The organism is Pseudomonas sp. IT-P12 (genome assembly GCF_949767465.1).
Classification (GTDB): Bacteria; Pseudomonadota; Gammaproteobacteria; order Pseudomonadales; family Pseudomonadaceae; genus Aquipseudomonas.
In genome coordinates this window covers 200427-221366 of sequence record NZ_CATKPY010000021.1, presented here as the reverse complement: position 1 = coordinate 221366, position 20940 = coordinate 200427, and the positions used below count along the sequence as shown (strand labels likewise).

Sequence of the window (20940 nt, the reverse complement as noted above, 5' to 3'; positions counted from 1 at the left end):
TCAACACTCCGGATGACGTGCAGGAGCGAGTTTGCTCCGGGTAGCGTTCCGACCAAGGCGTGTCAGTCGATACCAGTGTATCTGATGGACCTCCCTCGGAGCGCCGCCCGGAGCCCGCTCGCTCCGGCAAAGGTCATTTACGGGCTTCCAGGATCAGGTTGAACGGGGTTTCGGTGGCCCTGCGGAAATGCGAGAACCCGGCCTCGGTGAACACCTTGCGCAACCGCGCTTCGCCCGCTTGCGCGCCGAGCCCGAGGCCCACCTCCTGGGACAGCGAATTGGGTGTGCAGATGAAGGTCGAGGCCGCGTAGAACAAGCGGCCAACCGGCGTGACATTGTCGTCGAGCCGGTCATTGGCGAACGGTTCCACCAGCAGCACGGTGCCGTCCGGTTTCAGCGACTCATAGGCGTGGCGTGCCGCGCCCACCGGGTCGCCCATGTCGTGCAGGCAGTCGAAGTAGCAGATCAGATCATAGTCGTCGCCGGGGTAACTCTTCGCCGTGCCCTGGAAGAATCGCGCCCGCCCGGACACGCCGCCTTCTTCGGCGCGCTGGGTGGCCACGGTGACGGAAGGGGCGTGGTAGTCGAAACCGACGAACCGCGAATCCGGAAACGCCTGGGCCATGATGACGGTTGAGGCGCCATGCCCGCAGCCGATGTCCGCGACCTTGGCCCCGGCCTGCAGTTTGGCGACCACGCCGTCCAGCGCTGGCAACCATTCGGCCACCAGGTGCGCGCGGTAGCCGGGTCGGAAAAACCGCTCGGTGCCACTGAACATGCACGGGTGGTGATCACCCCAGGGCAGGGCGCCATCGCCGCGCATGGCCTTGACCAGTTTGTCCTTGTCATGGAAGAACGACGCGACCACCCCGACGCCACCCGCCACATAGACCGGTGAGTCTTCGATGCCCAGCGCCATGGCCTGTTCTTGCGGCAGGCGGAATTGGCCATCGAGGTGTTCCATGTAGCCCGACGCGGCGTGGGCGCTGAGCCATTCGCGCAGCAGGCGGGCGTTGCAGCCGGTTTTTTCGGCAAGTGCTTCGGGGCTGATCGGTTGACTGTCGGCCATCGCCCGGTACAGCCCGAGTTCATCGCCGAGGATGACGTTGGCGAGCATGGCTGCGCCGCCCATGTCGTTCACCAGTTTGCCCATGAAATCGTTGAGTCTGGCCTCGTCCATCACGTGTGCTCCTGTAGCAGGATCACGGTCCAGGGATCGGTTGTTCGTGGCTTCCGGCTCTGGGCGGTGGTCGTGGGTGAGAACAGGACGACAGGTGCGTCCTGGGTGCATTGAGTTTAGTTCGCGGGCTGCGCTTCGGTGCTGCTGGCGACGAAAGTCCCAGGCCGCTCCCACCGGGTTGATGTGTATCGCAGTGTATCCAGGCCACTCCTCGATACAGTCCCACCCATTCACGCTCACCCCCGAACACAGCCCAGATACAAACCTGCGATGAACTGGGCGGGCCGTTTGGCACCCTATAACCGTCGAGGGGATAACAATGAGCACGCTCCAGCCTGAAACAGACCTGAACGCCGAACCCGTCAAGCACTTGCGCGTCGAGCAATACACCCACGGCATCATTGGCCCCAGCCAGCCGATGCTCGGGCCGTTGGCCGATGGCGGCACCCTGATCACCGGGACGCCGCCCGGTTGCTGGGGCCCGATGATCACGCCGGCCTTCGAAGGCGGGCACGAAGTGACGCAACCGGTGGCCATTGCCGGGGCCGAGGTCGGCGATGCGGTGGCGATCAAGATCAAAAGCATGCGTGTCACCTCGCAGGCCACTTCCTCCGGCGTGATGAGCTTTGTCGAAGGCCGCTATCACGGTGACCCTTTCGTCTCCAAATTCTGTTCCAAATGCGGCACCGAACACCCGGCCAGCCACGTCGAAGGCATCGGTGAGGATTCGATCCGGTGCAACACCTGTGGTGCCGAGGTCAGTGCGTTCCGGTTCAGCCATGGCTACGTGATCGTGTTCGATGCACAGAACCAGGTCAGCCTCACCGTCAACCAGGACGTGGCCAATCGCCTGGCCGGCCATGCGTCCGACATGTCGGCGCTGCCGGAATTCGCCGCCCAGCATTCGATCCTGTCGCTGGCCCGCGCCGACATCCCTGGCGTTGCCGCGCACATGCGGCCGTTCCTCGGCAACATCGGTACCACGCCGTCCCGGGATTTGCCGGATTCGCACAACTGTGCCGATTTTGGCCAGTACCTCATCGGCGCGCCGCACCGTTTCGGCATGAGCCGCGAAGAACTGCACGCGGCCAAGACCGACGGGCACATGGACACCAACTCGATCCGCGAAGGCTGCGTGCTGATCTGCCCGGTGAAAGTACCCGGGGCCGGGGTGTACATGGGTGACATGCATGCGCAGCAGGGCAACGGCGAAATCGCCGGGCACGCCACCGATTGCTCCGGGGAGACCGAAGTGCAGGTGCAGGTGATCAAGGACCTGACCCTGGAAGGGCCGATCCTCCTGCAGAACCTCGACGACCTGCCACCCATGGCTCGGCCGATGACCGCCGCGCAACGGCAGAAAGTCCGGGAACTGGGCGAGCGCTGGGGCCAGGCCGAGATCGAGCAGAGCGGCCCGATCACCTTCATTGGCAGTGGCGAAAACCTCAACGTGGCGGTCGAGAATGGCCTGCAACGCGCGGCCACGGTCACCGGCTTGCCCTATGACGAGGTGCTCAACCGCGCGACCATCACCGGTTCGATCGACATCAGCCGCTTGCCGGGCACCGTGCGCGTGACGTTCCTGTGCCCGATGAACGTGCTCGACCGCATCGGCATCGGCCAACTGGTGCGCGACCAGTACGACCTGGTGTAACCCTCGTTGGCAGGTCTGTACCCCAATGTGTACAGACCCGCCGGCGATACAACCGTGGTGATTTTCCGTCGGTACGCCACACAGGCCCGATACATCGATTGGGTTAACTGTGAATACGTACTGACCACTTGAGATCGACATCATGACTTCTCTCACTACCCCCCGGGCCAGCGTCGGACTGGGCTTGCGTCGCGGACTGATGAAAGACCTGCAGGCCGCTGCGGCGGGCGACTTCGACTTTCTGGAAGTTGCACCGGAGAACTGGATCGGCATCGGCGGCGCCCACGGCGCCACCTTGCGTGCCCTGGCCGAGCGCTATCCGCTGTCCTGTCACGGCCTCTCCCTGTCGCTGGGCGGTCCGGCGCCGCTGGACGTCGGGTTCCTCAAGGAAGTACGGCTGTTCCTCGATCACTACAACGTGCCGCTGTACAGCGAGCACCTGAGCTACTGCAGCGATGACGGCCACCTCTATGACCTGTTGCCGCTGCCCTTTACCGAAGAGGCGGTGCACCACGTCGCCGCGCGCATCCGCCAGGCCCAGGACATCCTCGGGCGGCGTTTGGCGGTGGAAAACGTCTCCTATTACGCCGCGCCCCGGCAGGACATGGACGAGGTGACCTTCACCAACGCGGTGTTGCGCGAAGCCGATTGCGACCTGTTGCTGGACGTCAACAACCTGTACGTCAACTCGATCAACCACGGCGTCGATCCGCAGACCTTCCTGGCCGGCATCGAGGCGGGCCGGGTGGTGGCGATGCATGTGGCCGGGCATTTCGATGAGTCGGACACCTTGAAAATCGATACCCATGGCGCCTCCGTGAAGCCCGTGGTGTGGTCGTTGCTGGCCGAGGCCTACGCTCGCTTTGGCGCGCAACCGACGCTGCTGGAACGCGATTTCAATTTTCCCGCCTTCGCGGAACTGGTCGCCGAGTTGCAGACCATCCGCCGCCTGGCACAAGGCCTTTAACCATGGATAAATCAGTGTTGTTTCAAGAGCAGAACACCCTGGGTCGCTACCTGCGCGACCCCGATCATTGTGCGCCGCCGGCCGGGATGGACGTGGCGCGGGCGCAGGTCTACCGCGACCTGATCTTCAACAACCTGTCGCTGTTGCTCAGTGGCACGTTTCCGGTGCTGATCAAGGTGCTCGGTGAGGCGCGCTGGCGTTCGCTGATGCGCATCTTTTTGCGTGATTACCGCGCGAGCACGCCGAAATTCGGCGAGATTGCCCAGGAGTTCGTCGAGTTTCTGGCGGCCCAGCCGCCCGGGTTGAGCGATGGGGACTGGCCACCGTTCATGGTGGAACTGGCGCACTATGAATGGGTCGAAATGGCGTTGCAGCAGTCCGAGGCCGAGCCGTTGCCGGCCAGCGACGCCGGGCAGTTACTCGAGTGCGCATTGCAGGTTTCACCGCTGGCCTGGCCCCTGGCGTACGCCTGGCCGGTGCAACTCGTCGGCCCGGATTATCAACCTGACGTACCACCGGTCCAGCCGACACTGTTGCTGGTGCGCCGGGCCCAAGACTGGAGCGTGAAGTTTTCCGAGTTGAGCCCGCTGGCGTGGCGCCTGTTGCAGCGGATCACCGAGTTTCCTCAATTGACCGGACGCGAACAGTTGCAAGGGTTGGCCGTGGAAGCGCAAGCGGTCGGCTCGCCGATGTTCATCGAGAGCGGCGCGGCGTTGTTGCGCCAGATGCATGGGGAAGGGGTGGTGGGTCTGGCTTGAGCGACCCTCAGTGGGAGCGAGCCTGCTCGCTCCCACTGAGGGCGGGGGGGACCTGACATCAAGGGACGGAAAAGAAATACCGCGTCAGGTGAAAGAAGATCGGCGCGGCGAAGCAGATCGAGTCCATGCGGTCGAGCATGCCGCCATGGCCCTTGATCATGGTGCCCCAGTCCTTGGCGCTCAGGCTGCGCTTGATCGCCGACATCACCAGACCGCCGAGGAAACCCATCGCCACGATGACGAACGACATCAGCAGCGATTGCCAGAAGTTGAACGGCGTCATCCAGAACATGCAGCCACCGATCAAGGTCGCCGACAACCCGCCACCGACCAGGCCTTCCACGGTTTTCGACGGACTGACCAGCGGCGCCACCTTGTGTCTGCCGAACAGTTTGCCGAACACGTACTGCAACACATCGCTCAACTGGACGACGAAGACCAGGTAGAACAGCAACAGCGCGTTCTGTCCCTGGAAGCCCTGCAGGTCCAGGAGCAAAAGCGCCGGCGCGTGGCTGATGCAATAGATGCAGATCATCACCCCCCACTGGATCTTCGCGGTCCTTTCCAGAAAGGCGTCCGTGTCCTGGCTCAGCACTGCGATCGCCGGCAGCAACAGGAAGGCGTACACCGGGATCAGCAGGGTGAACATCGAATACCAGTGCGTACCGATCAGCACGTATTGCAGGGGGATCAGGATGAAAAACGCGGAGAACAGCGCGTTGTGATCGCCCAGGGTCGTGGGGGTCAGGGTGATGAATTCCCTGAGTGCAAACAGGGAAATAAAGGCAAACAGCACGACCGTCGCGTGCCCCCCCAGCTGGTAGGACACGAAGAAAATGATCACCATCCCCCACCAGGCATTGACGCGCTGGTTGAGGTTTTCGATGGTCGAGACCGAACTCTCCGACGTCGCGCGCCGGGCCAGCACGCGGCCGATGATCGAGGCCAGCGCCAACAGGCAGGCGATGGCGAAAAAGAACCACAGGAACTTGGCTTCAAGACTCATTTCGACAGCCTCACAATGGCGTCACGGGCACGCTCCAGGAACCGCTGCTTTTCCTCGCCTTCGATTCGCTCCAGCGGGTTGCCAATGCGGATAGTGCAGATGATCGGCAGCGGCACGTGTTTGCCCTTGGGCATGGAGCGGTGCAGGTTTTCCAGGTAGATCGGCACCAGGTCGACGTCGGGAAACGTCTCGCTCAACCGGTACAGGCCTGATTTGAACGGGCCGGGCAGGGCCTGGCTGGAGCGGGTGCCTTCGGGGAAGATGATGATCGAATGGCCGGCACGCACCACCTCGAAAATCGGTTCCAGCACGTTGACGCCGGGGGCTGGGTTGCGTTCGATCAGCACGGCGTTCAAGCCTTGTTGCGAGAGGTACGACAGGAAACGGTTCTTGCCCCAGTAATCGGCCGCCGCCATCGGTTTCACGTTCCTGCGGGCTTCGGGCGGCAGAGCGGCAATGATTGCCAGGGTGTCCATGTGACTGGTGTGATTGGCGAAGTAGATGCGCTGGCGCGACAGGTCGGGCGGGCTTTCCCACCTCGCCGTGACGCCGATGAGAAAGCGCAGGACAGAGATCAACGCATTACTGATCCACATGGACGGCCCCTTTCAGTTGCCTGGCAATGGCCAGCGTGCGCGTGACGCAAGTGGCGACGGAGCCGACGGCGATGATGACCAGCGCGATCGGCAGCACGTAGTGGCTGCCCTGAATCGAGGTTTCGATGGCATTGAGCAGCAGCCCCACGGTCATCACTGCCATCCGGTGCTGCTTGGCCATCGGGCCGATGAAACTCTGCTTCAGGCCGATGGAGCCGCCAAATACCCTGACATAGGCGGTCAGCGCCGCTGCCAGCGCAGCACACCAGCCAAGGTCCGGATAGCCTATGGCGTAGCCGAGCCCGACCAGCAGCAGGCTGTCGGCGATCCGGTCGGGAAACTCGTTGTAGAGGCTGCCGATGTCGGATTTCTTGCCGCCTTCAATCGCCACCATGCCGTCGAACAGGTTGCACAACAGGCGCAACTGGATGCCGATGGCGCAGAGGATCGAACCGATCACTCCGTTATCAATATTCAGCGCAACGATGCCGAACAGCGCAAAAGCGATGCTCGCCACGGAAATCTGATTGGGGGAGAGGTTGCGTTTCACCAGGGCGTCGGTGATGCGCCGGGCCCATCCCGCAGAACGCGTCTTGATGGGCCTTCTGTTTTCATCCATTGGCAGGTCCTTATCAATGATGAAGTTGGTGCGGACAATATAGAGGCTTTCCCTGACCACTGCCGTGCGCCATCGCGAGCGTGCTCGCGATGGTGGTCAACGATAACGCGTACTGCCTGACTGCTCAGCGTGCCCGGCTGTTTTTTCGCGAGCAAGCCCGTTCCCACCGCGTCATCGCCGCCGTCTGCAGGAGCAGGCTCGCTCCTACAAGGGGCTGGCGGGCAGCTTCAGCTGTGCGCACAAGCCGCCACCTTCGCGATTGCTCAATGTCAGTGCGCCCCCGAGCGCAATCGCCAGTTGTTGCGCAATCGCCAGGCCCAGGCCGGTGCCGCCGGTGCTGCGGTTTCGCGAATTCTCCACGCGGTAGAACGGCTCCATCACGTGGGCGAGGTCCTCTTCGGAGATGCCGGGGCCGCGGTCCATCACTTTTACCGACAGGCTGCCGTCGGCGCTGGGTTCCACCTTCAATTCGGCTGCGCCGGCGAATTTCAGCGCGTTGTCGGTCAGGTTTACCAGCACCCGGCGCAACGCATGGGGCCGGGTGTCGATGACTGCATCACTCTTGCCACACAGCTGTACGTCCTTGCCCATGTCCTGATAGTCGAACACCAGGCTGTCGAGGAACGAATCCAGATTGGTGCGGCGGGCTTCCTCGGTCGCGCCATGGACGCTGCGTGCATACGCCACGCCTTCGCGGACCAGATGCTCCATTTCGCCGAGGTCATTCCACAGTTTTTCCTTCTCGCTGCAGTCGTCCATCAGCTCTGCGCGCAGTTTCATGCGGGTGATGGGCGTTTGCAGGTCGTGGGAGATCGCCGCCAGCAGTTGCATGCGTTCCTTGAGATACGCGGCGATGCGCGCCTGCATGGCGTTGAACGCCATGGCGGCGTGGGCGACTTCGGTCGGGCCCTTTTCATCCAGGTGCACCGGGTGGGTGTTGGGGTCCAGGGTTTCCACGGCCTGTGCGAGGCGGGTGAGGGGGCGGATGGCAATTCGCACCGCCAGCCAGGTGCACAGGATCAGCAGCGCCAGCTGGCCGAGCAGGACAAACGGCAACCACGGCGACAACGGCACCATCGCCGGACGCACATCGATGGTCACCGGGCTGCCATCCGTCAGGTTCAAGTGAACCTGGAAACGTTTGATCGGACCGGGGATGTCCGTCACGGTCATCGGGTAATCCATGCCGATCGCGTCCTTGATCGACGTCACCGCAATCGGTGTGTCGCTCATGGCCGTGCCGGGCGAACCCTTGTCCAGCAGGTAGCGATAGTTGCGCCGGTCCAGCTGTGGCAACCAGCTCGCGCGCTCCTCGGGTGGCAGGCGGTCGAGAATGGCAATGGAGGTCGAGACGTCGGTTTCCAGGTTGCCCAGCATGGTGTTTTTCGCGCTTTCGTAGCGCTCGTAGTATTGCGCGCCAAAGGACAGCGCCTGCGCCAGGATCAGGCCGATCAGGAAGATCAGCGACAGACGCGAGGCCAGGGTTCGGGGCCAGTGCAGCGAGTACTTCATGAGGGTTCACCCAGGACTTCCACTGGCAGGGAAAACACATAGCCTTCGCTGCGCACGGTTTTGATGTAGGCCGGTTCCCGTGCATCGTCGAGCAAGCGTTGACGCAGGCGGCTGACCAGCAGGTCGATGGAGCGGTCGAACAGATCGGCGTCGCGGCCCTGAGTCAGGTTCAGCAACTGGTCGCGGTTGAGCACCCGTTGCGGATGGTCGAGGAACACCCGCAGCAGCCGGTATTCCGCGCCACTGAGCGCCACCATGGTGCCATCTTCATCGAGCAGGTGGCGGGCCGACGTGTCCAGGCGCCAGCGCCCGAAGGCCAGCATGCGTCCGCTTTCGCTGACCACCAGATTGGGCGGCAGCATGCGTGTGCGGCGCAACACCGCGTTGATCCGCGCGAGCAGTTCGCGTGCGGCGAAGGGCTTGACCAGGTAATCGTCGGCGCCCATTTCCAGGCCGATGATGCGATCGGTTTCATCATTGCGGGCCGTGAGCATCAGCACCGGGGTGGCCTTGTGCTTGCCGGCGCGGATCTCGCGGCACAGCGCCAGGCCGTCGTCGCCCGGCATCATGATGTCGAGCACGATCAGGTCCACCGGCGTCGATTCCAGGAACGTGCGCATCTGCCGGCCGTCCGCGACCACGGTGGTGCGCAAGCCGTTCTTCTTCAGGTAGTTGCCTACCAGTTCTCGAATCTCGCGGTCATCGTCCACGATGAGAATGTGATCGACATGTTCCATGGGCCAAGCCTCTAGAAAGGGGGATGACGCGCAGTCTATCGAGCCTTTGCCCGCGCGCCCGCCACGATTTGTATTGCAGTGTATCTGGTGTATCGGCGGATACACGCCGACTTAAAATCGGCAAATTTCCAGGGTTTTGTATCGCTGTGTATCCGCAGGCGGTCTGGATACGTACCGATTTACACGCACCGGTTTTCGACACAGACGAGATACCTCAGCGGTTTTAAATGGCTTCCATCGAGGCAGGCCCAGCCGCCTCAAGCGAAAACCCATTGCAACCTTGAGGAACTCAGCATGAACACCAAAGCCATCTACGCCGCCTGCCTGTTTGCCGCACTGAACGTCTGCACCCTGTCGGCCCGTGCCGAAGCCGATGTCAGCGAGAAAACCTACACCTACGGCACGCACCTGGACATCAAGAAAGTGGTGTCGCTGAAACAGGACGCCTCGGATTCCTGCGGGATTGTGAATGCCCAGCTGACCTACCTGGACTCCCATGACAAGACCCAGGTCCTGGACTACCGCAAATTTGCCGAATGCAACTCGGACAACTGAGTCCTGCCCTGAGCGCACGTCAATCCCCTATCAAACAGGAAGAACACCATGAACAACCTCTCACGCTTTCTGACCGCTGCAGCCTTCGCCCTGGCCGGCACCGCCGCCCACGCCAACGCCACCGTTGAACGCAGTACCTGCGGCAGCAGCACCTGCTTCCAGCTGACTCCGGTGAAGGAGCAGGGCGCCAATGACTTCCTGGCCCAGGACGGCGCCAGCCGTACGCCGCAGGGGCAGATGCTGGCCGAGAACGGCAGCAGTCGTACGCCGCAGGGGCAGATGCTGGCCGAGAACGGCAGCAGTCGTACGCCGCAGGGGCAGATGCTGGCCGAGAACGGCAGCAGTCGTACACCGCAGGGCCAGTTGCTGGACAACCAGACGGCGTGACGCCGGGCCCCGCTCCCACAGTAGCTGTGTACTTATAAGGTGATCCCCATGTTCCTCATCGCTTTCCTGGGCGGCATATTGACCGTCCTCAGCCCCTGCATCCTGCCGGTGGTGCCGTTCCTGTTTGCCGGTGTCGACCGCACGCGTTCGTCGATCCTGCTGACCCTGGGCGGCATGGTCCTGACCTTCGCCCTGATCTCCAGCCTGGCGGTGGTCAGCAGTGAGTGGGTGATCCAGGCCAACAACACCGGCCGGCACATCGCCCTGATCGTGATGGCGCTGTTCGCGCTGTCGCTGATTTCCGCGCGAATCGGTGGCTGGCTGGCACGTCCGTTCGTGCTGCTGGGTAACCGCCTCGACCCGAACACCCGGAAAATGTCCGGTCCGCTGGGCTCGCTGATGATTGGCGTCGCCACCGGCCTGCTGTGGGCGCCATGTGCCGGACCGATCCTCGGGGTGATTCTCACCGGGGCCATGCTGCAAGGCGCCAACGCGCAAACCAGCCTGTTGCTGGTGGCCTACGGCCTGGGCAGCGCGTTGTCCCTGGGCACGTTGATCTTCGCCGGGCGCGGCCTGGTCAACCGCTTGAAAGCCTCGATTCCGGTCACCGGCTGGCTGCGTCGCGGGACCGGGTTCGCCGTGCTCGCCGCTGCGCTGGTGATTTCCACCGGCGCCGACAAGACCCTGCTGGCGGGCACCTCGTCCGAGGGCGTCAGTACCCTGGAGAAAGGCGTGCTGCAAAGCGTACCGAAAGTGGTCGATTACCTGGTCAGCAAGGTTCAGGCCGACACGATGCAGGACAACGCCCAGGGCGCCATGCCGTCGCTGTCCGGCGCCGTTGAATGGCTCAACTCGCCTGCGCTGACCAATGAATCGCTCAAGGGCAAGGTGGTGCTGGTGGACTTCTGGACCTACGACTGCATCAACTGCCAGCACACCCTGCCGTACGTGAAGGACTGGGCGCAGAAATACGAGAAGGAAGGTCTGGTGGTCATCGGCGTCCACACCCCGGAATACGGCTTTGAGCGGATCATCGACAACGTCAAGGATCAGGTGAAGAAGCTCGGGATCACCTACCCGGTGGCCATCGACAACAATTACGCGATCTGGCGCAACTTCGACAACCAGTACTGGCCGGCGCACTACCTGATCGATGCCAAGGGCCAGGTACGTTTCACCCACTTCGGCGAAGGTCGTTACGACGCCCAGGAAAAAATGATCCAACAACTGCTGCAAGAGGCCAAGGCCGACGCCAAGGCCACCGTGCCAGCGGTGTAAACCTGAAGATCAATGGCTCACAGGCTCCGCGCCATGAGCCATTGTCTTTTTCTCCTGCCCCCGTCGCCACGCCGCCGGCGGCGCGCCGAACTCTCGTCGAAACGCCCGGCTGAAGGCCGTGTCGGTCTGGTAGCCGACCTCTTCGGCGATGCGCAGCAATGAGCTGTTACTGCTGCGTAACAGGTTGGCCGCCAGCAGCATTCGCCATTGCGTGAGGTACTGCATCGGCGATATCCCCACCAGTTGTTGAAAGCGCTCGGCCAGGACCGATCTCGAGGTGCCGGCGGTGCGTGCCAGTTCCTCCAGGGTCCAGCTGTGACAGGGCTTTTTGTGCAGTGCATTGAGGGCCGTGCCGACGATCCGGTCACCCACGCCGGCCAGCCAGCCGGTGCGGCCCTCGCCCTGTTGGTGCATGTACAGGCGCAGCACCTCGATGAACAGCACCTCGGCCAGCTTGGCCAGTACGCCTTCGCCGCCAGGGCGTGGCGAACGGGCCTCGGCCAGTGCGTAACGAACCGACGACTCGAGCCATTTGCCGGCGTTCGAGTCGCGTACGTTGACCCGCACAATGGCCGGCAGGCCATTCAGCAGCATGCCCGCCAGCCGCGTGTCGCACGCCAGGTAGCCGCACACCAGGCGGCTGACCTCGCCGCCACCGCCGTAGCTCAACTGGCGAGGACGGCGCGCGAGGATTTCGTCCAGTCGTGCACTGGTGGCGGGTTTCAAGCCCGGCCGCGAACTCATGCGATGGGCGTCGCCCTGGGGAAACAGCACCACGTCCCCGGCACTCAGGAGCATAGGCGGATCATCGCCGAGTTCGACGTAGCACTGGCCTTCGGTGATCAGGTGAAAGATCACCACCCGTTCGGCATCGGGCTCCAGGAACGGGGCGGCGGTGTCGGCGCGCGGCGATTGGTAGCACCAGGGCGCGGTGAACCGGGCGTTGATGAAGATCGCACCGACCAGGCGGACGACGCGCAGGGTCTGGGACAGGGCGTCCATCGGGCTTCCCCTGTTTGGCGAAATGGCCCTTGATTGTGAGCCTGTTGCGCCGCTTGGGAAAACCTCCGGACGATCGGGCAGTCCTGGCCGACGATCGGGCAGGACGCCCCCCGGCCAGCGGCGCGATAGTGGACGCACAGGGCCTGCCGGCTCTGTCACCCATAACAAGAATGAGAGGTTGCCATGCCGAAGTTCGTCATTGAACGCGAGATACCAGGCGCTGGAACACTGTCGGAAAGGGATCTGAAAGCGGCTTCGCAAAAGTCCTGCAGGGCGTTGCGCGATTTGCCCGAGGTGCAGTGGCAGCAGAGCTATGTCACCGGCGACAAACTCTACTGCGTGTACATCTCGCCCAACGAAGAGTTGATCCGCGAGCACGCCAGGCAGAGCGGTTTCCCGGCCACCAGCATCGCGCGGGTCACCGCGATCATCGATCCCACCACGGCCGACTGAGCCTTGAACCTGTACCTCGTAACGGAGCGGATTTATGAGTACCCCTATTGATCTCACTGCCTTGAAAAACCGTCAGATGGCCTCCTGGGCCAGCGGCGACTACGCCGTGATCGGCACCACCCTGCAACTGGTCGGCGAACAGTTGGCCGAAGCCTGCGACGTGCTGTGCGACGAACGCGTGCTGGATGTCGCCGCCGGCAACGGCAACGCCACGCTGGCCGCCGCGCGTCGCGGCGCTCACGTCACCTCCACCGACTATGTGGCGGCACTGCTGGAGCGCGGCGAAGACCGGGCCCGTGCCGAACGCCAGAACGTGACCTTCCAGGTGGCGGACGCCGAGGCGCTGCCGTTCAAGGACGGCAGTTTCGACCTGGTGTTGTCGACCTTCGGCGTAATGTTCGCGCCCGACCAGCCCAAGGCCGCCGCCGAACTGGCCCGGGTGTGTCGCCCGGGTGGGCGGATCGGCCTGGCCAACTGGACGCCTGAAGGTTTTGTCGGGCAGATGTTCAAGACCCTTGGCCGCCACCTGCCGCCGCCACCGGGGGCGCAACCGCCGTCGAACTGGGGCAGCGAGGCGTGGTTGCATGAACACTTCGATGAGCGCGATTTCCTGATTCAGGTGACACGGCGGTTCTTCAACTTCCGCTATCGTTCGGCGGCGCACTTCATCGACACGTTCCGCTCCTGGTATGGCCCGGTCCACAAAGCCTTCGCGGCGCTGCCGGCGGACGGCGCCCAGGCCCTGGAAGCCGACCTGACCGAACTGATCAACCGCTTGAACCGGGCCGGAGAGAAGTCGCTGGTGGTGCCGAGCGAATACCTTGAGGTGGTGATCACTCGTCGTTGATTCGACCACGCAAATGCCCCTGTGGGAGCGGACTGGCTCGCTCCCACAGGGATCCAGTGACCGCTAACTCACTTCGGCCCCACGCTCCACCAGCAACTCGCGCAACACCGAGCGGTGGCAATGGGCTTCGTTTTCGCAGTAGCACCCCACGGCCATGGCGGTCTGGTGGGAGAGGGCGGCCAGCAGGTCGAGCAAGTGGCTGGCTGCGGGCTGTTTCATTTCGGCCTTGAACTTGCGCCGGAAAACATCCCAGGCTTTGTCATCCTCGGCGGCCTTGGCTTCAGCCACCAGTTCTGCGCTGGGCGACAGCAGCGGCTGCCACACGTCATAAAAATCCCGACGGGCGAACTCGCTCTTCGGCACGCCCCGAGGCGGACGGCGGACCGTGCCGATGCGCACGCCCTCGTCGGGCAAGCGCGGTGAGCCCAGGCGGACGATGTGGATCGGCATGGCGGTTTACCGGTGCCGCGCTTCGTCAAACCACTCCATGGCCGTGCGCCAGATGCAGATGCCGAGGAAGTAGGCCGACATCAGCAGCCAGAGCCCCATGACCATCGGATTGATCACCGGATGGTTGATCACCAGCGACAAGCTGCACAGCAACCAGATGGCCGTCACCGCAATATTGATCGGCATGAAGCGGCGCACGCGAAACGGGTGCAGGAACTTCATCCGGGTCACGGTCAGCAGCGCCAGGCCGATGACCGTGAGCAAGGTGATCCAGGGCGAGGGCGCGATGATGTACAGGCACAGCGCAACCACGTTCCACGCGGCGGGAAAGCCCTGGAAGTAGTTGTCCTTGCTCTTCATGTTGACGTTGCAGAAACAGAACAGCGAGGAAACCAGGATCAGCGACACCGTCAGCAGCAGCGTGTAATCCGGCAGCGGGATGTAGCGATAGATGAACAGGGCCGGGATAAATACGTAGGTCAGGTAATCGATCACCAGGTCAAGGATCGAACCGTCGAAACTCGGCAACACCGATTGCACATTGACCTTTCGCGCCAGCGCGCCATCCAGCCCGTCGACAATCAGCGCGACACCGAGCCACAGCAGGCAGTTGGTGGGCTGGTTTTCCAGCAGGGCAAGGGTGGCGAGGAAGGCGGTGACGACGCCGGTGGCGGTAAAACCATGGGCGCCCCATGCTTTTAGTCTGGCGATGTGTAGGGTCGAAATCACGGGGCGGTCTCCAGAAAATCAAGCAAGCCAGTCATCACCCTGGGCATTCAAGGGTGGCGGCAAACCGGGTCGGGTTGCAGGTATCGACCGGAAACCCGCGAATAAGGTTCACCGTCAGTAAATCTTAGCTGGGCCTTTAAAAAATACCCCGGATTAAATCGAGGCCATAAAAGAAGGGCTTGTGGCGGTCAGCGGGTTTGTCGGCCCAACGGTGCTGGCGCAATGACGCACGCGGTCTATCGTTGCCAAACGGAATGCTCCCTTTGATGAGGACGTCGTCATGAACACCACCGATTTGCTCGAACAACTGCTGAGAGCCGGCCAAGGCTCAATGAACCGACAGGGTGGCAGCGCACCTCAGGGCGGCGCGGGTGGCGATCTGGGCGGATTGCTCGGCGGCCTCCTGGGCGGTGGTTCCGGTGCGGGCGGCGGCCTGGGCGGTTTGCTGGGTGGCTTGCTGGGCGGCGGTGCGGCATTGGGTGGCTCGACCCGTGGCCGTTCCGGGGGCGGCACCAACTACGCGGCGCTGGCGTCCCTGGGCATGATGGCTTTCCAGGCGTATCAGGCCTGGCAACGCAGTCAGGCCGCTGCGCCACAACAGGCGCTGCGCACCGCCGACCTGTTGGCCGGCCCGGACGTCGAGAGCCACAGCCACGCGGTCCTGCGAGCCTTGATTGCGGCGGCCAAGGCCGATGGCCGCATCGATGCTGCGGAAAAGCAGATGATCAGCACGGAAATCGGTCGTCACACCGATGATCCGGAACTGCAACAATGGCTGGACGATGAAGTCGCCCGGCCGCTGGACGCCGTCGATGTGGCGAGGTCGGCAACGGACCCGGCGATGGCCGCGGAAATGTACCTGGCCAGCGTCATGCTGGTGGACGATCAGCAGGACGCCGAGCGCAACTACCTGGACGAACTCGCGGCGGCGTTGCAGATCGATCCCGAGTTGCAGGTTCACCTGGAACAACAGGCCAGGGGCGGCGTGGCCTGAATCAGGCGCGTTGTGGGAGCGAGCCCCGCTTGCAAAGGCGACACCGTCCGTCTGTCCGGGCAATTTCAACCCCGATTGAATTTTTCTCCTGGCGTATCGCTCTGCTGAGGTAGAGACGTTGGTTCAGCGTCCTGCCCACCGGCCACAGACCGAGAGATGCGCCATGACTGCCTTGACCCGATTCCAATCCCGGCCTGCCCACGAGCACGCCATTTCAACTGCTGGCAGCCTCAAGCACTGCTATGAACAGTTATTGCTGGGCGACGATCCCGAGCAACGCCGTGCATTTGGCCAAACCTTCCTGCAAGACCAATTGCAACGGGCCTCTGGACTGCCTGACGAGCTGCCGGAGGACCTGTCGGCCCTGCAAGGCTTCGTCGAACGGCACTGCGCCGAGGTGGCTCGGCAGTACGCCGATTACCTGAAGGGGCGCAAGCAAGGCGGGCCCCGCCGGTTTTTCAGCAACAAGGCGCACGCGCTGTTTTTCCTACAAGCGGTCAGCCCGACCAAACTGGTGGACGGTGCCTGGTTGTACGGACTGCTGCGGCACTGGCGCGATCCGCGCTTCGACGGCTTGATCGGCACTTATCTGGAAGAGCTGGGCGATGGCAACCCGGCGCAGAACCACGTGCTGATTTATCGCAAACTCCTGGCAGAGCACGGCCTGGACAGCGCGGTGATCGCTGACGAGCATTACCTGCAAGGCACGATACAGCTGGCGCTGGGCGAATGTGCCGAACAGTTCCTGCCCGAAGTGATCGGCTATAACCTGGGCTATGAGCAATTGCCGCTGCACCTGCTGATCAGCGCCTACGAATTGCGCGAACTGGGTATCGACCCTTACTACTTCACCCTGCACGTCACCATCGACAACGCCAGCACCGGGCATGCACAAAAAGCCGTGCAGTCGGTGTTGCAGCTGTTGCCGATCGAGGGCGACCGCGAGGATTTCCTGCGCAGGGTGGCGCTGGGTTATCGGCTCAACGACCTGGGCCAGGGCAGTCGCGCGATCATCGAATCGTTCGACCTCGACGCTGAAGTGCTGGACATGCTGGAGCGCAAGCGTCCCTTCGGCCAGCACATGCATTCCGACTACTGTCGGTTCGAGGGCAAGACCGTCAATCAATGGCTGGCATCACCCGAACAACTGCCGGGCTTCCTGGAGGCGATGCAGAGCAAGGGCTGGATCAAACGCCACCAGGATCCGAAAGAGAGCCGTTTCTGGCAATTGATCGAAGGCAACGGCGCGGCCATGTTCGGGGTGTTCAGCCCCTACGAAAAACAGCTTCTGCATGACTGGATCGCCGGCGACTGGACGCCCGGGGGCAAGACAGCGGCGTTTCGCCAGGGCAGCGACATGGCGAGCGAAGTGGCGGCGCCTGCCGAAGATCCGGACGTTCAACGTTTGCAGGCAGCATTGGAGGGCGTGCCCGCCGGCGAGCAAATACCGCTGTTGTTGCCTTGGCTGTCCGCTCATCGCCACGCCCATCCCGCCGGGCTGCTGGCCACCCGACGGTTTATCGAACTCAAATCCAGCCTGCGATAAGGAGCGCCGCATGAATCACGAACCACAACTGAGTGCTGCCGATCTGGCCTTGCTGCAATTGGGGCGGCGTTTGCAGGCGGACGGTTACCGTTTCATCACGCCGACCCCGCTGACCCATCAAAGGGTCAATGACCGGGCGTTCGGCCAAAGTGCGCGAACCCTGCGCGAGGTGTTCGGCTGGTCTCGTTCGTTCGAGCCGGGCCTGTTATCCGCCGACGAGCAGCGCCAGTTGCAACAGGCGGGCGTCCTGGAGGAGAGCAATGGCCGGCTGAAAAGCCACGTGCGCTGGTCCAGTCTCGACGACCTGTTGTTCGTGCATTCCGGGTTCCCGACCGACGCGGCAGATTCGGTGTTCTTCGGCCCGGACACCTACCGGTTTGCGCAACTGATTCACAGTCATCTGCAACAGCGTTTCGCGCCCGTGCGGCGTGCCGTGGACATTGGTTGCGGCGCCGGTGTCGGTGCCATCGTGATCGCCCGGGCACGGCGTGAAGCCGAAGTGCTGGCGGTCGACATCAACCCGGCGGCGCTGCGCCTGACGGCCGTCAATGCGGCCCTTGCCGAAGTCGGCAACGTCAGTGTCGAAGCCAGCGATGTGCTGCGCGATGTCGACGGCAGTTTCGACCTGATCGTCGCCAATCCGCCGTACATGGCCGACCCGGCGGCGCGTGCCTATCGCCATGGCGGCGGGGCGCTGGGTGCGCAACTGTCGCTGCGCATCGTCGAGCAGGCGTTGAATCGCCTGGCCCCCGGCGGCTCGCTGGTGCTGTACACCGGCGTGGCCATGGTCGATGGCTGCGATCCCTTTCTTGATGCGCTGACGCCGTACCTGGATTCGGCGCGGTTTGGCTGGACCTATCACGAGATCGACCCCGACGTGTTCGGCGAAGAACTGCTCACCCCGGGCTATCAGCGGGTCGAGCGGATCGCCGTGGTCGCGCTGATCGTGACGCGGTTCGGTGCAGACACAGGCGCCAGGGTTGAACAGGCCACAGGTGAATGAGCCATGAACAGGGATCTGGACGACTACAACCGCATGCGCGACTTCACGGCGACCTCGGAGCCGGCGGCCAAACAACCGCGCAGAAAGGCCGCCAAGGCGCATGCCTTGCAGTTCTGCATCCAGAAACACGACGCCTCGCGCCTGCACTATGACTTTCGCCTGGAACTCGATGGCGCCCTGAAAAGCTGGGCGGTGCCCAAGGGCCCGTCCCTGGACCCCAAGGTCAAGCGCCTGGCGGTGCATGTCGAGGACCATCCCATCGATTACGCCACCTTCGAGGGCAGTATCCCCGAAGGACACTACGGTGCCGGTGATGTGATCGTCTGGGACCGTGGCGTATGGATCCCGCAGGAGGATCCGGCCAAGGCGTACGCCAAGGGCAAACTCAAATTCGAATTGCAGGGCGAAAAGCTCGGCGGACTATGGAACCTGGTGCGTACGCACATGCCCGGCAAACAGGAACAATGGTTCCTGATCAAGCATCAGGACAGTGCGGCCAAGCCTGAAGGCGATTACGACGTGGTTGACGCTGAGCCGGGCAGCGTACTCAGTGACCGGACCATCGTGGCGAAAAAAGCCCTGGCCGCAGACAGGCCCAAACCGGTCAAAAAGCCGGCACGCAAGGTGGCGGCCAAGGCGAAGTCGGCTCAGTTGACCGGCGCGCGCAAGGCAAAACTGCCGGAACTGCTGAAGCCCGAACTGGCGACACTGGTTGAAAGAGCCCCGGACGGTGAGTGGAGTTACGAGATCAAGTTCGACGGCTACCGCATCATGGCGCGCATCGACCACGGCGAAGTCAGACTGTTCACGCGCAACGGCCATGACTGGACGCACAAATTACCCGCGCAGGCGCAGGCGCTGGCCGCGCTGCAAGTGGAATCGGCCTGGCTCGACGGTGAGATGGTGGTCACCAACGAGCACGGCGTGCCGGATTTCCAGGCACTGCAAAACGCTTTTGACAGCGAGCACAGCGAACACATCCTTTATTACCTGTTCGACATGCCTTACCTCAATGGCGTCGATCTGCGCGAAGTGCCGGTCGAAGAGCGTCGCGTGGCGCTGGCCACCGTGCTCAAACCCAGTGAGGATTCGTTGTTGCGCTTTTCCGAGGCATTTGCCGAAGCGCCCGATGCCTTGCTCAACAGTGCCTGCCAGATGCAGATGGAGGGGCTGATCGGCAAACGCCTGGGGTCGCCCTATGTGTCACGTCGCAGCAGTGACTGGATCAAGCTCAAGTGCAAGCATCGTCAGGAGTTCGTCGTGGTCGGCTTCACCGATCCCAAGGGGGCACGCAATGCTTTCGGCGCGCTGCTGCTGGGGCTGCATGACCGTGACAGCGGCGAGCTGCGCTATGCCGGCAAGGTCGGCACCGGGTTCAATGACACCACGCTCAGGCGCATCTACGAACAACTGAAGCCGCTTCAGGCGAAGAAGCCTTCGGTGGTCAATCCACCGAGCGGTTTTGACGCCAAAGGCGTGCATTGGCTCAAGCCCGTGCTGCTGGCGGAGGTGGCCTTCGCGGAAATGACCAAGGACGGTTCGGTGCGCCATGCCGTGTTCCATGGCCTGCGCGACGACAAACCGGCCGAGGCCATTACCGAGGAGCGCGCCAAAGTGGTGACCCGAAAAACCGCGGACAAGCCCGACGCGAGCAAAAAAGCCGCCAGTCCAAAGAAAGCCGCGCCTGCACCGTCCCAACTCGGCCTGGGCGAAGGCAAGGTGCGCATCACCCATCCCGACCGGGTGATCGATGCCAGCAGCGGCACCACCAAGGTGCAACTGGCGGAGTACTACGCCAGTGTCGCCGAATGGATCCTGCCCGAACTGAAGGATCGACCGGTGGCCCTGGTGCGCGCGCCGGACGGCATCGCCGGCGAGCTGTTTTTCCAGAAGAATGCCGAGCGCCTGGCCATCCCGGGGATTACCTTGCTGGACAAGGCACTGACCGGGCAGCCGATCATGATCATCAACAGCGCCGAAGCACTGATCGGAGCCGTGCAGATGAGCACTGTGGAGCTGCACACCTGGAACGCCACTTCGGACAACCTCGACAAACCCGACCGCTTTGTTCTCGACCTCGATCCGGACCCGGCACTGCCTTGGAAAAGCATGGTCGAGGCGACTCAGCTGACCTTGTCGGTGCTCGATGAACTGGGGCTCAAGGCGTTTCTCAAGACCAGCGGCGGCAAGGGCATGCACATCGTGGTGCCGCTGACCCGTAAGCTTGGCTGGGATGACGTGAAGGATTTCAGCCACGCCATCGTCAGTCACATCGCCAAATTATTGCCGGAACGCTTTTCCGCCGTGTCGGGACCGAAGAACAGGGTTGGACGGATCTTCATCGATTACCTGCGCAACGGTCTCGGCGCCACGACGATCTGCGCATATGCCGCGCGTACCCGCGAGGGGCTGCCGGTGTCGGTGCCGGTTTTCCGCGACGAGGTTGCCGAGCTCAAGGGGGGCAATCAGTGGAACATCCACACCGTGCAAAAGCGCCTGGCGGAGGTGGGCAACGAGCCCTGGGCCGAGCTGAAGAAAACCCGGCAGGCCATCACTGCGGAGATGCGGCGGCGGGTGGGGATGAAGAAATAGCGTATCCGCCACCGTGAACCCTGGGGCGCCAATTCCTGTGGGAGCGAGTCTGCTCGCGATTGAAGGGGGAGTACT

21 protein-coding genes are annotated in these 20940 nt (G+C 63.0%); 12 read left to right on the top strand and 9 right to left on the bottom strand.

The annotated features are described in order from the left end of the window. Positions 1-133: 133 nt before the first annotated feature. Positions 134-1180 carry a class I SAM-dependent methyltransferase gene (locus ACM6IM_RS10005; protein ID WP_192301555.1) on the bottom strand — a complete coding sequence of 349 codons (1047 nt, stop codon included), beginning with the start codon at positions 1178-1180 and terminating at the stop codon, positions 134-136. Between the two features lie 319 nt (positions 1181-1499). On the opposite strand from ACM6IM_RS10005, the gene ACM6IM_RS10000 reads away from it, so the two are divergent. From ACM6IM_RS10000 to ACM6IM_RS09990, 3 genes are all read left to right on the top strand, one after another. Beyond that, positions 1500-2834, top strand: coding sequence for an acetamidase/formamidase family protein (locus tag ACM6IM_RS10000; protein ID WP_414865026.1), 1335 nt, complete (start codon positions 1500-1502; stop codon positions 2832-2834). 142 nt (positions 2835-2976) lie between these two features. After that, the gene (locus ACM6IM_RS09995) at positions 2977-3801 is read left to right on the top strand and encodes a DUF692 domain-containing protein (RefSeq protein ID WP_414865025.1); all 825 of its coding nucleotides are present in this window, start codon (positions 2977-2979) and stop codon (positions 3799-3801) included. 2 nt (positions 3802-3803) lie between these two features. Then, positions 3804-4559, top strand: coding sequence for a DUF2063 domain-containing protein (locus ACM6IM_RS09990; protein WP_414865024.1), 756 nt, complete (start codon positions 3804-3806; stop codon positions 4557-4559). Positions 4560-4617: 58 nt separating this feature from the next. On the opposite strand, the gene ACM6IM_RS09985 is transcribed toward ACM6IM_RS09990, so the two are convergent. The 5 genes from ACM6IM_RS09985 to ACM6IM_RS09965 form a co-directional block, all read right to left on the bottom strand. Then, positions 4618-5565, bottom strand: coding sequence for a phosphatidate cytidylyltransferase (locus ACM6IM_RS09985; RefSeq protein ID WP_414865023.1), 948 nt, complete (start codon positions 5563-5565; stop codon positions 4618-4620). Beyond that, entirely contained in the window at positions 5562-6161 is a 600-nt protein-coding gene (locus tag ACM6IM_RS09980) for a lysophospholipid acyltransferase family protein (protein ID WP_414865022.1), read from the bottom strand. The genes ACM6IM_RS09985 and ACM6IM_RS09980 overlap by 4 nt, the downstream gene beginning before the upstream one ends. Next, on the bottom strand, positions 6148-6780 hold the full coding sequence (locus tag ACM6IM_RS09975) for a CDP-alcohol phosphatidyltransferase family protein (protein WP_414865486.1): 633 nt from the start codon (positions 6778-6780) through the stop codon (positions 6148-6150). Before ACM6IM_RS09975 ends, ACM6IM_RS09980 begins: the two co-directional genes overlap by 14 nt. 204 nt (positions 6781-6984) lie before the next feature. After that, positions 6985-8292, bottom strand: coding sequence for a sensor histidine kinase (locus ACM6IM_RS09970; protein WP_414865021.1), 1308 nt, complete (start codon positions 8290-8292; stop codon positions 6985-6987). Beyond that, positions 8289-9029, bottom strand: coding sequence for a response regulator (locus tag ACM6IM_RS09965; RefSeq protein WP_192301548.1), 741 nt, complete (start codon positions 9027-9029; stop codon positions 8289-8291). The genes ACM6IM_RS09970 and ACM6IM_RS09965 overlap by 4 nt, the downstream gene beginning before the upstream one ends. Before the next feature lie 294 nt (positions 9030-9323). On the opposite strand from ACM6IM_RS09965, the gene ACM6IM_RS09960 reads away from it, so the two are divergent. The 3 genes from ACM6IM_RS09960 to ACM6IM_RS09950 are packed head-to-tail and all read left to right on the top strand — an operon-like array spanning position 9324 to position 11249. After that, positions 9324-9584 carry a DUF2790 domain-containing protein gene (locus ACM6IM_RS09960; protein WP_192301547.1) on the top strand — a complete coding sequence of 87 codons (261 nt, stop codon included), beginning with the start codon at positions 9324-9326 and terminating at the stop codon, positions 9582-9584. A gap of 48 nt (positions 9585-9632) precedes the next feature. Next, positions 9633-9971 carry a hypothetical protein gene (locus ACM6IM_RS09955; RefSeq protein WP_414865020.1) on the top strand — a complete coding sequence of 113 codons (339 nt, stop codon included), beginning with the start codon at positions 9633-9635 and terminating at the stop codon, positions 9969-9971. Between the two features lie 48 nt (positions 9972-10019). Next, positions 10020-11249 carry a cytochrome c biogenesis protein DipZ gene (locus ACM6IM_RS09950; RefSeq protein WP_201189002.1) on the top strand — a complete coding sequence of 410 codons (1230 nt, stop codon included), beginning with the start codon at positions 10020-10022 and terminating at the stop codon, positions 11247-11249. Between the two features lie 9 nt (positions 11250-11258). Here ACM6IM_RS09950 and ACM6IM_RS09945 read toward each other — a convergent pair whose 3' ends face one another. Continuing rightward, complete coding sequence (locus tag ACM6IM_RS09945) at positions 11259-12251, bottom strand: AraC family transcriptional regulator (protein WP_414865019.1); 993 nt, start codon at positions 12249-12251, stop codon at positions 11259-11261. A 183-nt stretch (positions 12252-12434) separates the two neighbouring features. On the opposite strand from ACM6IM_RS09945, the gene ACM6IM_RS09940 reads away from it, so the two are divergent. Then, positions 12435-12704, top strand: coding sequence for a DUF4242 domain-containing protein (locus ACM6IM_RS09940; RefSeq protein ID WP_192301543.1), 270 nt, complete (start codon positions 12435-12437; stop codon positions 12702-12704). 34 nt (positions 12705-12738) lie between these two features. After that, complete coding sequence (locus ACM6IM_RS09935) at positions 12739-13551, top strand: class I SAM-dependent methyltransferase (RefSeq protein ID WP_414865018.1); 813 nt, start codon at positions 12739-12741, stop codon at positions 13549-13551. Between the two features lie 63 nt (positions 13552-13614). Here ACM6IM_RS09935 and ACM6IM_RS09930 read toward each other — a convergent pair whose 3' ends face one another. Both ACM6IM_RS09930 and pcsA read right to left on the bottom strand, forming a co-directional pair. After that, entirely contained in the window at positions 13615-14001 is a 387-nt protein-coding gene (locus ACM6IM_RS09930) for a DUF488 domain-containing protein (protein WP_414865017.1), read from the bottom strand. Between the two features lie 6 nt (positions 14002-14007). Next, positions 14008-14730, bottom strand: a complete 723-nt coding sequence (gene pcsA, locus ACM6IM_RS09925; protein ID WP_201188992.1) for a phosphatidylcholine synthase — start codon at positions 14728-14730, stop codon at positions 14008-14010. 280 nt (positions 14731-15010) lie between these two features. Here pcsA and ACM6IM_RS09920 point away from each other — a divergent pair, with 280 nt between their 5' ends. From ACM6IM_RS09920 to ligD, 4 genes are all read left to right on the top strand, one after another. Next, positions 15011-15724 carry a tellurite resistance TerB family protein gene (locus ACM6IM_RS09920; RefSeq protein ID WP_414865016.1) on the top strand — a complete coding sequence of 238 codons (714 nt, stop codon included), beginning with the start codon at positions 15011-15013 and terminating at the stop codon, positions 15722-15724. Positions 15725-15887: 163 nt separating this feature from the next. After that, positions 15888-17270: an iron-containing redox enzyme family protein gene (locus tag ACM6IM_RS09915; protein WP_414865015.1), complete on the top strand. Its 1383-nt coding sequence runs from the start codon at positions 15888-15890 to the stop codon at positions 17268-17270. A gap of 10 nt (positions 17271-17280) precedes the next feature. Next, positions 17281-18273 carry a methyltransferase gene (locus ACM6IM_RS09910; RefSeq protein WP_201188986.1) on the top strand — a complete coding sequence of 331 codons (993 nt, stop codon included), beginning with the start codon at positions 17281-17283 and terminating at the stop codon, positions 18271-18273. 3 nt (positions 18274-18276) lie between these two features. Next, positions 18277-20865, top strand: a complete 2589-nt coding sequence (ligD, locus tag ACM6IM_RS09905; protein ID WP_414865014.1) for a DNA ligase D — start codon at positions 18277-18279, stop codon at positions 20863-20865. Positions 20866-20940 lie beyond the last annotated feature (75 nt).

Bases quoted from the DNA above. Each gene is read 5' to 3' on its own strand.
- ACM6IM_RS10005 (WP_192301555.1), bottom strand. From the start codon at position 1,180: ATGGACGAGGCCAGACTCAACGATTTCATGGGCAAACTGGTGAACGAC.
- ACM6IM_RS10000 (WP_414865026.1), top strand. From the start codon at position 1,500: ATGAGCACGCTCCAGCCTGAAACAGACCTGAACGCCGAACCCGTCAAG.
- ACM6IM_RS09995 (WP_414865025.1), top strand. From the start codon at position 2,977: ATGACTTCTCTCACTACCCCCCGGGCCAGCGTCGGACTGGGCTTGCGT.
- ACM6IM_RS09990 (WP_414865024.1), top strand. From the start codon at position 3,804: ATGGATAAATCAGTGTTGTTTCAAGAGCAGAACACCCTGGGTCGCTAC.
- ACM6IM_RS09985 (WP_414865023.1), bottom strand. From the start codon at position 5,565: ATGAGTCTTGAAGCCAAGTTCCTGTGGTTCTTTTTCGCCATCGCCTGC.
- ACM6IM_RS09980 (WP_414865022.1), bottom strand. From the start codon at position 6,161: ATGTGGATCAGTAATGCGTTGATCTCTGTCCTGCGCTTTCTCATCGGC.
- ACM6IM_RS09975 (WP_414865486.1), bottom strand. From the start codon at position 6,780: ATGGATGAAAACAGAAGGCCCATCAAGACGCGTTCTGCGGGATGGGCC.
- ACM6IM_RS09970 (WP_414865021.1), bottom strand. From the start codon at position 8,292: ATGAAGTACTCGCTGCACTGGCCCCGAACCCTGGCCTCGCGTCTGTCG.
- ACM6IM_RS09965 (WP_192301548.1), bottom strand. From the start codon at position 9,029: ATGGAACATGTCGATCACATTCTCATCGTGGACGATGACCGCGAGATT.
- ACM6IM_RS09960 (WP_192301547.1), top strand. From the start codon at position 9,324: ATGAACACCAAAGCCATCTACGCCGCCTGCCTGTTTGCCGCACTGAAC.
- ACM6IM_RS09955 (WP_414865020.1), top strand. From the start codon at position 9,633: ATGAACAACCTCTCACGCTTTCTGACCGCTGCAGCCTTCGCCCTGGCC.
- ACM6IM_RS09950 (WP_201189002.1), top strand. From the start codon at position 10,020: ATGTTCCTCATCGCTTTCCTGGGCGGCATATTGACCGTCCTCAGCCCC.
- ACM6IM_RS09945 (WP_414865019.1), bottom strand. From the start codon at position 12,251: ATGGACGCCCTGTCCCAGACCCTGCGCGTCGTCCGCCTGGTCGGTGCG.
- ACM6IM_RS09940 (WP_192301543.1), top strand. From the start codon at position 12,435: ATGCCGAAGTTCGTCATTGAACGCGAGATACCAGGCGCTGGAACACTG.
- ACM6IM_RS09935 (WP_414865018.1), top strand. From the start codon at position 12,739: ATGAGTACCCCTATTGATCTCACTGCCTTGAAAAACCGTCAGATGGCC.
- ACM6IM_RS09930 (WP_414865017.1), bottom strand. From the start codon at position 14,001: ATGCCGATCCACATCGTCCGCCTGGGCTCACCGCGCTTGCCCGACGAG.
- ACM6IM_RS09920 (WP_414865016.1), top strand. From the start codon at position 15,011: ATGAACACCACCGATTTGCTCGAACAACTGCTGAGAGCCGGCCAAGGC.
- ACM6IM_RS09915 (WP_414865015.1), top strand. From the start codon at position 15,888: ATGACTGCCTTGACCCGATTCCAATCCCGGCCTGCCCACGAGCACGCC.
- ACM6IM_RS09910 (WP_201188986.1), top strand. From the start codon at position 17,281: ATGAATCACGAACCACAACTGAGTGCTGCCGATCTGGCCTTGCTGCAA.
- ligD (WP_414865014.1), top strand. From the start codon at position 18,277: ATGAACAGGGATCTGGACGACTACAACCGCATGCGCGACTTCACGGCG.